Annotated in this window: 7 protein-coding genes; 4 read left to right on the forward strand and 3 right to left on the reverse strand. The window is 69.5% G+C overall.

Annotation, left to right across the window (positions count from 1 at the left end):
* Positions 1–21: 21 nt before the first annotated feature.
* The gene (locus DMH03_RS22700) at positions 22–1197 is read left to right on the forward strand and encodes an MFS transporter (protein WP_125793934.1); all 1176 of its coding nucleotides are present in this window, start codon (positions 22–24) and stop codon (positions 1195–1197) included.
* On the opposite strand, the gene DMH03_RS22705 is transcribed toward DMH03_RS22700, so the two are convergent.
* Positions 1175–2164: a YeiH family protein gene (locus DMH03_RS22705; RefSeq protein WP_125793935.1), complete on the reverse strand. Its 990-nt coding sequence runs from the start codon at positions 2162–2164 to the stop codon at positions 1175–1177. The genes DMH03_RS22700 and DMH03_RS22705 overlap by 23 nt on opposite strands.
* 71 nt (positions 2165–2235) lie before the next feature.
* Here DMH03_RS22705 and DMH03_RS22710 point away from each other — a divergent pair, with 71 nt between their 5' ends.
* From DMH03_RS22710 to DMH03_RS22720, 3 genes are all read left to right on the forward strand, one after another.
* A complete protein-coding gene (locus DMH03_RS22710; RefSeq protein WP_125793936.1) occupies positions 2236–3141 on the forward strand; it encodes a LysR family transcriptional regulator in 906 nt (301 codons plus the stop codon).
* Between the two features lie 154 nt (positions 3142–3295).
* Positions 3296–5050: a cytochrome c oxidase subunit I gene (gene ctaD / locus DMH03_RS22715; protein ID WP_125793937.1), complete on the forward strand. Its 1755-nt coding sequence runs from the start codon at positions 3296–3298 to the stop codon at positions 5048–5050.
* A 22-nt stretch (positions 5051–5072) separates the two neighbouring features.
* Positions 5073–5606, forward strand: coding sequence for a bifunctional nuclease family protein (locus DMH03_RS22720; RefSeq protein ID WP_125793938.1), 534 nt, complete (start codon positions 5073–5075; stop codon positions 5604–5606).
* A gap of 80 nt (positions 5607–5686) precedes the next feature.
* Here the strand turns inward: DMH03_RS22720 and DMH03_RS22725 are convergent, their stop codons facing one another.
* Both DMH03_RS22725 and DMH03_RS22730 read right to left on the reverse strand, forming a co-directional pair.
* A complete protein-coding gene (locus DMH03_RS22725) occupies positions 5687–11176 on the reverse strand; it encodes a carboxyl transferase domain-containing protein (protein WP_125793939.1) in 5490 nt (1829 codons plus the stop codon).
* Between the two features lie 587 nt (positions 11177–11763).
* Positions 11764–12245 (reverse strand): HNH endonuclease signature motif containing protein (locus DMH03_RS22730; protein WP_233611587.1); only part of this gene is annotated, 482 nt, incomplete at its 5' end.

Raw genomic sequence — 12245 nt, forward strand, 5'->3', positions numbered from 1 at the left:
CGCGGTGATGGGCTGAAGCACATGACCGCTTCGACCCTCGACACCTCCGCGCGGACCCCGCTGAAGGGATGGCTCGCCGTCCTCGCGGTGACACTGGGGATCTTCTCCCTCGTCACCACGGAGATCCTGCCGATCGGCCTCCTGACCCCGATCGGCGACGACTTCCGGATCACGCCGGGGACGGCGGGCCTGACCATGACCCTGCCCGGATTCCTCGCCGCGCTCGCCGCACCCGCGGTCACCGTCGCGGCCGGGCGGCTCGACCGCCGGATCCTGCTGTGCGCGCTGATGGTGGTGCTGGCGCTGGCCGACGTCCTCGCGGCGACCGCGCAGGCCTACTGGGCGATGCTCGTCTCGCGAGTCCTGGTCGGGCTGGTGATCGGCGCCTTCTGGGCGATCGGCTCCGGGCTCGCCGAACGGCTCGTCGGCCCTCGGCACGCGGGCAGGGCGACCGCGGTGATCTTCTCCGCCGTGCCGCTGGGTTCCGTACTGGGCGTACCCGCGGGGACGTTCGTCGGCGAGTTGCTCGGCTGGCGAGCGGCGTTCGCGGTGATGGCGGTGTTCACGATCGGCGTTCTCGCCGCGCTGGCCCTCTCGCTGCCCCCGCTGCCGTCGCGGGGCGCCACCCGGCTCGGCGTCCTGCGTGAGATGACGCGGGGGCGGGCGACCCGGCTCGGCCTGCTCGTCACGGTCCTGGTCGTGCTCGCCCATTTCGGGACCTACACCTACGTCACGCCGCTCCTGCGCCAGGTGACGCAGGTGAGCCCGGAGCTGATCACCGTCTTCCTGTTCGTCTACGGCACCGCCGGGATCGCCGGCAACTTCGTCGCGGGCGCCGCGATCGCCCGCGATCTCCGGCTGACCTTCCTCGCGGCGGCGGGGTTGATCGGCGTCGCGGCACTCGCGTTGCCGTTTCTCGGCGATTCGAAGCCGGGCGCGCTCGCGCTGCTGGTGGTCTGGGGTTTCGCCTACGGAGCCGTCCCGGTCTGCTCGGGAACCTGGTTCGCGCGAGCGGCACCGCAGGCGCCCGAAGCGGCGTCGGTGCTGTTCACGTCGTCGTTCCAAGCGACCCTCTCGGCGGGAGCGCTCCTCGGCGGGATGGTCGTCGACGCGGTCTCCGTCCCGGCCGTGATGGTCGCCGGCGGGGTGATCGCGCTGCTCGCGGCCGCCGTCCTCAGCCGAGCACGGTCAGCGTGACCAGCGCGGTGGTCCCGACCAGCAGGGTGGAGAGCAGGCCCAGCAGCAGGGCGCGGCCACCGGTGCGGACGAGCTTGCCGATCCGGACCGCGCAGCCCAGCCCGAACAGCGCCCCGGCCAGCAACAGGGTGCAGGCGATCTTGGCGACGTCGAGCGCGAAACCCGGCACGACGCCGGTGCTGCGCACGGCGGCCATCGCCAGGAAACCGAGGACGAACAGCGGGACCAGCGGCGGCCGTTTCCCGTCGACGGGGCGGTGCCGTTCGTGCATCCCGACCGCGGCGACCATCGGGGCCAGCAGGACCACCCGGCTGAGCTTGATCACGATGGCGACCGCGATGGCGGCACTGCCCGCGGGAGTGGCCGCGGCGACGACCTGCGCGACCTCGTGCACGCTGAGCCCGGCCCATTCGCCGATCCGGACCGCGTCGAGCCGCAGCCAGCCGCCGATCAGCGGGACGGCCGCGATGGCGAGCCCGCCGTAGAAGGTGACCAGGGCGACGGCGGTCGCGACGTCGGAGTCCTCGCGTTCGACCACGCCTTCCATCGCGGCGATGGCCGACGCGCCGCAGATGGAGAATCCGGTCGCGACCAGCATCGCCAGGCCACGCGGCACGCCGAGGAGCCTGCCGAGGCCGATCGTGCCGAGGAAGGTGATGCCGACCGTGAGCACCACGGCGAGCAGCGTCCCGGGGCCCAGCGCCAGGACCGAGGGGAGCGAGAGCTGAAGGCCCAGGAGCACGACACCGGCGCGAAGCAGCTTCTTGGTGGTTCCGGAGATCGCCTTCCGGGTCTCGTCCGACAACGACGGCAACGAGCCGGTGAGGATGCCGAGCACGACGGCGATGGTGAGCGCGCTGACGACCGGGAACGCGGTGCCGACCAGGTACGCGACGCCCACTCCGGCGCCGGTGACGGCCACCGCGGTCAGGAAAGGCTTCGTCGGTCTCGCGTGCGTGGTGCTCATGGTTCGAGCGTCGTCCGTACGGGGTGACCTCGGTAGCCGGGAATGCGAGGGGTAGGTCATACACTTGGGCTATGACCACACCCGACCTGGACTCCCTGCGCCTGCTGGTGCTCGTGGACGAGCTCGGCAGTATCGGGCAGGCCGCCGCCAGCCTCGGGATCGCGCAGCCGTCGGCGAGCAAGCGATTGTCCACAGTAGAGCGACGGCTGGGACTGGTGCTGGTCGACCGTACGCGGCGCGGTTCCGCGCTCACCCCCGACGGCCGGGTCATCGCGGGCTGGGCGCATCGCGTGCTGTCCGAACTCGATGGCCTGCTCGACGGCGCCGAAGCGCTGCGCACCCAGCACGAGGCACATCTGCGGGTCGCCGCGAGCATGACGCTGGCCGAGTATCTGGTGCCGGGCTGGATCGGCGAGCTCAAACGCCTCGACCCCGGGCTGTACCTCGGGCTGGAAGTCACCAACTCCGATCAGGCCGCCGAACTGGCACGGGAGGGCAAGGTCGATCTCGGGTTCGTCGAGTCGCCCGGCGCGTTGCCGGGGTTGTCGTCCCGGCGGGTGGCCACCGATCACCTGGTCCTCGTCGTGCCGGGAAGTCATCCGTGGGCGCGCAAGCGCCGGCCCGTGACCGCGGCCGAACTGGCGATCACGCCGCTCGTGGTCCGCGAACCGGGTTCCGGGACAAGGGAGACCGTGGACGCCGCGTTGCGCAAGGCCGGTGCCGGTCCGGCGAAACCGTTGCTGGAACTGGGTTCCGCCTCCGCTGTCGGCAACGCCGTGATCGCGGGCGCCGGTCCGGCGGTGATCAGTGAACTCGCCATCGTCCGGGATGTCGCCGAAGGCAGGCTCGTCCCGGTCGCGGTGGACGGCGTCGACTTCGGCCGGGAACTGCGCGCGGTGTGGCCCGCCGGGCGACGGCTCGCCGGTCCGGCCGCGGCGTTGCTGAGCATCGCGGTCCGGAGCGCGAAATCCCGGTGAGTCCTTTCATGAAAGCGGAGTGCCGGACTCCGGGTAACCGGCCGGATGGTGTATCGGAGGCTTTACTCCTCTAGCTCTTGAAAACCCCGCGTGTAGGGACTCTCCTGGAGGGGTACCAGCTTTTCGAAGGTGTGTCCTCGTGCTGGGAGTCGTCATGACCGAGGTGAAGGCAGCGCCCCGACCAGACGCCGTCCGCTTCGGCGGGCGAAGCCGGGCGCCCAAGGGCAGTGTGTTCCTCAACGTCGTCCGCACCACCGATCACAAGACGATCGGCCTGCTCTACCTCAGCACCTCGTTCGGGTTCTTCGTCGCCGGCGGTTTCATGGCGCTGCTGATGCGCGGTGAACTGGGCAGGCCGGGGATGCAGTTCCTGTCGCAGGAGCAGTACAACCAGCTGTTCACCATGCACGGCCTCATCATGCTGCTGCTGTACGCGACACCGAACCTCTTCGCCTTCGCCAACTACATCCTGCCGCTGCAGATCGGGTCCCCGGACGTCGCCTTCCCGAGGCTGAACGCGTTCTCCTACTGGCTCTACCTCTTCGGCGGGCTGATGGTGCTCAGCTCGTTCCTCACCCCGGCCGGCGCGCCCGACTTCGGCTGGACGATGTACACGCCGCTGTCCAACGCCGCGCACACCCCGGGTGTCGGCGCCGATCTGGTGATCATGGGCCTGATCGTCTCCGGGCTCGGGACGATCCTCGGCGCGGTCAACATGGTCACCACGATCCTCTGCCTGCGTGCGCCCGGAATGACCATGTGGCGGTTGCCGCTGTTCACCTGGAACATCCTGTTCACCACGATCCTGATCCTGGCGGTCTTCCCTATCCTCACCGCGGCGCTGTTCGGCCTGATGGCGGACAGAAGGCTCGGCGCGCACGTCTTCGATCCGGCCAACGGCGGAGCGATCCTGTTCCAGCACCTGTTCTGGTTCTTCGGTCATCCCGAGGTGTACATCGTCGCGTTGCCGTATTTCGGCATCATCACCGAGATCGTCCCGGTGTTCAGCCGGAAACCGCTGTTCGGCTACAAACTCATGGTGTTCGCGACGATCGCGATCACCGCGCTGTCCTTCGCCGTGTGGGCGCACCACATGTTCGCCACCGGTGCGGTGCTGCTGCCGTTCTTCTCCATCATGACCTTCCTCATCGCGGTGCCGACCGGGATCAAGTTCTTCAACTGGATCGGCACCATGTGGAAGGGGCAGCTGACCTTCGAGTCACCGATGCTGTGGTCGATCGGGTTCATGGTGACGTTCCTGCTCGGCGGGCTGACCGGGATCATCCTCGCCGCGCCACCGCTGGACTTCCACATCCACGACACCTATTTCGTGGTGGCGCATTTCCACTACGTCCTGTTCGGCACCATCGTGTTCGCCACCTTCGCCGGCATCTACTTCTGGTTCCCCAAGATGACCGGGCGGATGCTCGACGAGCGGCTCGCGAAACTCCATTTCTGGACCACCTTCATCGGCTTCCACACGACGTTCCTCGTCCAGCACTGGCTCGGCAACCAAGGCATGCCGCGCCGCTACGCCGACTACCTGAGCAGCGACGGTTTCACCTTGCTGCACACCATTTCCACGATCGGCGCGTTCCTGCTCGGCGCGTCGGTGCTGCCGTTCGTCTGGAACGTCGTGCGCAGCTACCGGTTCGGGGAGGTCGTCGAAGTCGACGACCCGTGGGGACACGGGAACTCCCTGGAATGGGCGACGACCTGTCCGCCGCCCCGGCACAACTTCCACGACCTGCCGCGGATCCGGTCCGAACGGCCCGCGTTCGAACTCCACTACCCCCACATGATCCCCCGGCTGCGCGCCGAGGGGCACACCACCCCGTTCCAGCGCCGCGATCAGCCCACGCCGTCGGAACTGGCGGCGGACAAGGCGCTGAAGGACGACACCGCCTGACCGAGGGAATGAGGTACCGCGCATGATCCCCATGGACGTCGAAGGGATGGCAGTCCTGGCTCCGGAAGCGGCACCGGTGATGTTGCTGCGGGAGCGGGAGGGCGAACGACGCTGGCTGGCGATCACGATCGGCGGCCCCGAGGCGAGCGCGGTGGCGCTCGCGCAGGAGAAGATCCGGCTGCCCAGGCCCGGCACGATCGAGCTGATCGGCCAGGTGGTCGAATCGTTCGGGCACCGGGTCACCGGTGTCCAGGTCACCGCGCTGCGGGACGGCATCTTCTTCGCCGACCTGGTGCTCGATTCCGGGATCCGCGTCTCGGCCCGGCCGAGTGACGCGGTCGCGATCGGCCTGCGGGCCGGAGTCGGGATCGAGGTGGCGGACGCGGTGCTCGAGGTCGCTTCCGTACGGGTCGAGATCATGGGCTCCGGACCCGACGCGGAACTGCCGTCGGTGCCGCCGGACCCGGTCGCGCAGGAACGGGAGGTCGAGGAGTTCCGTGCGGCGCTGGACAAGATCGCGCCCGAGGACTTCGGGGACCTGCCTCCCGCTGACTAGCCCTCCGGAAACGCTATGAACGGACCGTTCCTTGCAAAATTTGCAAGGAACGGTCCGTTCATAGCGTGTGGGGGCGAGTACTACTTCTTCGCCAGGCCCTGTTCGATCGCCTCGATGATGCGCGGCCGCATCTCGGCCGCGCTGATGATCGCGTCCACCGAGCCGACCTTCACCGCGCGCTCGATGCTGTGCACGCCGTCGAACTCGGCCGCGACCGCGCCCAGCTTCTCGGACCGCACCGACGACTGGAGTTCGGCCAGTTCCGCGGCCAGCGCGGCGCGTTCGGCACCGGTCGCCCCGCTGAGCTTCTCGGTGAGCGACCGCACCCGCGGGTCGGCCGCCGTCCGCGCGTTGACCTCACCGGCGAACACGACCGCCGCGGCGGGCGCGCCACCGAGCACGGAGGCGAACGAGCCTTCCAGCGCCAGCACCGTCATGTTCGGGTTCAGCGCCTTCGAGAAGACCACGAACGCGCCGCCGTGGTACCGCGAGATCACGGTGAACACGATCGGGCCTTCGAAGTTGACGATCGCCCGGCCGATCTCCGCCCCGTACTCCAGTTGCAGCTTCCGCATCGACTCCGGCGAACCGTCGAAACCGGACAGGTTCGCGAGCACCACGAGCGGCCGGTTGCCGCTGGCCGCGTTGATCGCCCGCGCCGCCTTCTTCGACGACCGCGGGAACAGGGTGCCCGCGGTGTAGGTGTCCGGTCCGTCGGTGGGCGGGAAGCCGCGGCGCGGCACCGAACGCGACTCGATCCCGAGCAGGCACACCGGCCGCCCGCCGAGGTGCACGTCCTGCACGGCCGCGGTCTCCGCGTCCGCCATGCCCGGCCAGCGCTCCAGCACCGGGTGGTCCTGATCCGACAGCGCGCGCATCACGGTGCGGATGTCGAACGGCTTCTTGCGGTCCGGGTTGGCCTCCCGCGAGAAGATCTGGCCGACCGTGGTGAAGTCGCTGTCGACGGCCGCGTGCGGGAACGACGAGACGTCCCGGTCGATCGGGTCGTTCGTGACCGCCTTGCGGGGTCCGGATTCGCCCGGCGCCACATAGGTGTGGTCGTAGTGCGACATCAGCACGTCCCGCGCCGCGGCGAGGTTCGGCGCCCAGTACTGAGCCTGGCCGTTCGGGCCCATGACACGGTCGTAGCCGCCGATGCCGAAGTTGTCCTCCGCCGAGACACCGCCGGAGAAATCGAGCGACTGCTTGCCGGTCAGCACCATCGCGGAATCCGGCGTCATCACCAGGATTCCCTTGGTGTGCATGAGCATCGTCGCTTCGGCGTTCCAGTACGGCTGGGCGCCGACGTTGATCCCGGCGACCACGATGTTGATCTCGCCGCCGTCCTGGGTGAAGTGCACGATCCGCTTGAGCGCGGCCGCGACCCAGTCCATGTTCTCGGTGCCGGACTCCATCGAGATCCGGGCGCCCGCCGAGAGCGCGTACCACTCCAGCGGGATCCCGAGCCGCTCGGCGAGATCCAGCGCCGCGATCACCCGCGAGCACTCCGGCTCCGACAGCGCGCCGAGCGCCTTCGTCGGATCGCCCAGCAGCACCACACGCTGGACGCCCTCGGGGTAGCGCTCGGTCGGCGTGGTGACCACACCGGCGACGATCGCCGCCTTGTTGCGCCCCTTCTTCCGGTCGACCGGGACGAGGGTGTTCGTGTCGTCCATGTCGTACTCGGTGAACGAGCCGAGCATCTCGGTCAGCTCGTACGGGTACACCGTGTCGCGGCGGCGGGCGCGCAGGACGTTCTGGCGGTAGTCGTCGAGCGGGAGGATCGGCTCGGTGACGGGTTCGGACACCGACATCTGCACGCCGCCGCTGACGTCGTAGCCGATCCGCACGGCGACCTCGTTGACCTCACCGGTCGCGCGGTCACGCTGCCTGCCGAGGAACTGGACCTCTTCGAGACCCGCCCCCGCCGTCGACGGCTGCACCCGCTGGGCGACCGTGTCCAGCTCTTCGCCGGTGAGCTCACTGGTCGGCCACACGTACAGCATGATCCGGTTGGTGTCGAAACGCTTCCTCGGCGGAAGTTTCGCCTGCACCCCGCGGATCGCGTCGAGGCAGCCCGCCAGCGTGCCCTCGACCGCGGGCAGGGCCAGCAGCTTGCCGTCGCTGTCCCGCAACGGGGTCAGGTCACGGACCTGGGCGAGCGCGACCAGCCGCTGATCGGACGGGTTCATCGGCGAGACGCACTTGAACAGGTAGACGTCCTCGTCGCCGGACGGCAACCGCGTGAGGTCGAAGTTCGCCAGCCGCTGCAACTGCATCCGCTGCGCGATCAGCGGGTGCAGGCCGCGGATCAGCCGCTCTTCGCTGAACCCGGTCGAGGACGGGCGGAAGGTGAAGTGGTGGTGCATCACCGCGCCGCCGTGCCCGGCGACCGTGGTGGTGATCCGCCGGACGCGGCTGGGCAGCGACCCGGCCACGAGGACCTCGCGCAGCCCGGCCGCCATCGCGTCGTCGTCGGCCGACTCGTCGTCCCACGTCAGGTAGAGGTCCGCCTCGACATCGGTGTCGGCGGGCAGCTTCGCGGCGAGATCGGCGACCGCCTCGATCGCCCCTGGCAGCCCGGCGCGGTCGACGGCGGTGGTCGCCATGTGGAACCGCTCGTTCTCGTCGGTGTAGTCACCGGTGACGAAGGTGCAGCCGCCGACGGTGACCTGCTGGACACCGGTGAGCGCGCGGTTGCCGTAGTAGCGGCGGCTCAGCACCTCCAGCAGCGGGGTGTGATCGGTGCCGGGGCGGCCGATCCGCTGCCCGAGCAGGCGCACCAGCGGCTGCGCGCTGGCCAGCATGCTCGCGATCCGCTCGGCGCGGTCCGGCGAATCCGGATGCCGGTCGAGGTGGCTCAGGTGTTTGCGGACCTCGCTGTACACCTCGGCGCGGGTGCGGCGGAGCAGCGGCTGGGCGAACCAGCGGAACACCACACTGCGCGCCAGGTCGCCGACCACCGGGAAACGGAGCTGGGTGGCGGCGATGAGCGCCTCCAGCGCCTTGCCCGCCGGCTCGCGCATCGACTCGAACGGCTGCGGCTCCGTGAGCCACTGCCGCAGCAGCGCGGTGACGATCGCGACGTCGGACGAGGTCCGCTGCTGGGCGAGGAAGATACGGAAGACCGCCTCCTCCAGTTCCGGCGTCCGCTCCAGATCCTCGATGCCGTAGTGCGCCAGCACCTTCTTGAGCTTGTTCTGGAACGACTCCGACAGTCCGGCGCGTTCGACGTCGAGGCTCTGCAGGTAGGTGTGGAAGAACTCGCGGGAGCTGTGCACCCGGGTGTCCGTCTTGACCTCCTCGCGCGCCGGCTTGTTGCGCATCAGCTCGGACAGGTCGGCGAACACGGTCAGCAGTTCGACCTCGCCCTCCAGCGGGCGGTCGCCGTTGTCCTCCAGTTCGGCACGGGCGGCCAGGTACGCGCTGAGCGTGCGGCGCTCGTCGTGCGGGTCGACGTCGAAGCCGAGCAGGAGGCTGCGCAGATCCTGCTGTCCCCGCGTGATCCGCTGCGCCGCCGACGTGCCGTCCGGCTCCACGGGCAGCTCGATCTCGACGCTGCCGGTGTCCTCGGCGACTTCTTCGCCTTCTTCCGCCAGCGGCTCGAGCCGTAGCAGCGGAGCGCCGGTCTCGACCTGACTGCCGACCGAGACGACGCACTCACGCAGCTTCGCGCGGAACGGCGCGCGCAGCACCGTCTCCATCTTCATGCTTTCCAGCACCAGTACGGGCGCGCCTGCCTCGACCTCCGCGCCGACCTCCAGCGGCGTCGCGACGACGAGCGCGGGCGCGGGGGAGCGGACGACGCCGCCCTCGTCGCGGCTGACGCGGTGCGTGACGCCGTCGATCTCGACCAGGTGGATCGGTCCGTGCGTGCCGGTGACCAGGCGGAACCGGGTGCCGTTGACGGTGATCTGGCCGGTGTGCTCGTCGAACCGGTCGACCTCGACGTCGGCGGGGTGAACGTGGCCGCCGCCCGCCAAGATGCCGACGCGGAACCGGCGGTGGCCGATCCTGGCCACGCTCACGCGGTACGCGGCGCCACGCAGTTTGAGGTCGAGCGGACGGCCGCTCTCGTGCTGAACCTGCGGGCGGCCACCGTGTGCGGTGGAGAGAAGTCGTTGGCGCTCAACGGCTTCCTCGTCTTCGTAGGCCTCGATCGCGGCGGCCGCGAGCGCGATCGCGGAATGGCGATGCGTGACCAGCTTGCCTTCGCCGCGAACCCGGTCGATCCAGCCGGTGTCGGCGGAACCGTCGATCACCTCGGGCTGGTCGAGCAGGTCGAGCACGAAACTCTTGTTGGTCGCGCCGCCCTCGATGATGACCGTGGTCTGCGCCATCGCGCGGCGTAGCCGGCCGAGCGCCTCGTCACGGTCGCGGCCGTAGGCGATGATCTTGGCGATCATCGAGTCGAAGTCGGCCGGGATCGTGTCGCCTTCGCTGACCCCGGTGTCGACCCGGATACCGGGACCGGCGGGCAGGTCGAGCCGCGCGATGCGGCCGGGCGACGGCGCGAAGTCGCGATCCGGGTCCTCGGCGTTGAGCCGCGCCTCGACGGCGTGACCGGACTCGGCGGGCTGAGGACCTTCGAGCTTGCCGCCGGCCGCGACGTGCAGCTGGGCCTTGACCAGGTCCATGCCGGTGGTCAGCTCGGTGATCGGGTGCTCGACCTGAAGGCGGGTGTTCACCTCGAGGAAGGCGAACAGCTTGTCGCCGGGGTGGTAGAGGAACTCGACCGTCCCTGCGCCGCTGTAGCCGACCGCGAGCGCGAGCCGCTCGGCGGACCGCTTGAGCTCGTCGGCCTGCTCGAGGCTGAGTACGGGGGAGGCGGACTCCTCGATGATCTTCTGGTTGCGGCGCTGCACCGAACAGTCGCGGACGCCGAGCGCCCACGCGGTGCCCTGGCCGTCGGCGATGACCTGGACCTCGACGTGCCGGGCGCCCGTGACCAGGCGCTCCAGGAACACGACGCCGCTGCCGAAGGCGCGCTCGGCCTCCAAGCTGGTCCGCTCGTAGGCGTCCTCGAGCTCGTCCGCGGAGGTGATCACGCGGATACCGCGGCCGCCGCCGCCCGCGGTCGCCTTGAGCATCAATGGGTAGCCGATCTCGTCGGCCGCCTTGATGGCGGCGTCGAGATCCGCGACGGCACCGCGGCTCCACGGCGCCACCGGCACACCGACCTCTTCGGCGATCAGCTTCGCGCCGATCTTGTCGCCGAGCTTGCGCATCGCGTCCGCGCTCGGCCCGATGAAGGTGACACCCAGCCGCTCACACAACTCGGCGAAGGCCGGATCCTCCGCCACGAACCCCCAGCCGACCCAGGCCGCGTCGGCCCCGGTTTCGGTCAGCGCCCGCTCCAGCACGGCGAAGTCCAGATACGGACGCGCCGACGCCGGACCCAGGTTGTGGCTGATGTCGGCTTCCCGCACGAACGTCGCCGACCGGTCCGCGTCCGTGTAGAGCGCGACGGTCTCGATCCGCCGTCCGGTCTCCGCCGAAAGCTCGCGGACGGCGTGGATGAGCCGCATCGCGGCTTCTCCGCGGTTGACGATGGCGACACGACTGAACACCGACTGAGCCTCCCAAATACATGACACAACAGCTGACCCGTCCCGCCGGATCCCGCGCGGGACAGTCTCCTGGACCTGTCTAACAGCCTGCCTCTTACCGGTCGGTACGAGAATGTCGTCGGTGGCGCATGCCGAGGGCCGGGTCTTGTAGGAACCCGCCAAAAAGTGGCCTGGAACACCTCGCCGAGGGGCCGGATGACGTCATGAAGTGGACAACTGGGGGTTCGGCTTGGTAGCCGGGTTCGCGAGGTGTCATCCGGTGTTCACGCCGGTTTCATCGGGTGGGTTCTCGTTGCTTGGCCGGTTGGGGATGGTGGCCGGTTTTCGGCGACGGCTGGGGGTGATGGCGGTTCCGGGGTCGGGCAGTGGCTGCCGTCGGGGTGGGGGCGGTGGTGGGGGAGAGAGTCGTTGTCGTTTTCTGGCGACGGCCAGGAAGGTCGCCGGATCGAGGAAGGGCGCGGAGGCGGTTGTGGGCCATCGTGGTTGGACTCGGGTGAGGGCACGTCCGGCCAAGGGGCGGTGGTTCCTCAGGTCGAAGGGCGCGGCGGCGGTGCGGGAGACAGCCGTTGCCGTTTTCCGGCGATGGTTCAGAACGGTGGTGGTTCGGTGGCCACCCGGGGTTCGTGCAGGGGTGGTGGTGAGCTGTCGTAGCTCTGTCCCGTCGGTGTGGTGACTGTGAGAGTGCCGTCTGGGGCGAGCGAGTAGACCCAGCCGGGTTCGTCTTTGAGCCTATGGTCCCGCCGACACAGGTCGATCAACTCGTCGGCGTTGGTGTGGCCGCCGAATTGCCACGGCACCACATGGTCAAGGTCGCAGGCCTGCGCGGGACGGTGGCAGCCGGGTCTTCGGCACTCACGATCCCGCACCCGCACGAACTCGCCCACCCCCGCCGTGGGCCGATAGCGGTCCCGGCCCAAATCCAGCACCTGCCCTGAGAGCGGATCGGTGATGATCCGCCGCAACACCGTATCCGGCCCACCCGCGATCTCCCGCGCCAACGACGCCGGGATACACCCATGCCCGGCCAGCTCCGCCGGGTCCTCGTTCGCGCCGAGATAGGTCGCCAAAT

The organism is Amycolatopsis sp. WAC 01376 (assembly GCF_003947415.1).
Taxonomy (GTDB): domain Bacteria; phylum Actinomycetota; class Actinomycetes; order Mycobacteriales; family Pseudonocardiaceae; genus Amycolatopsis.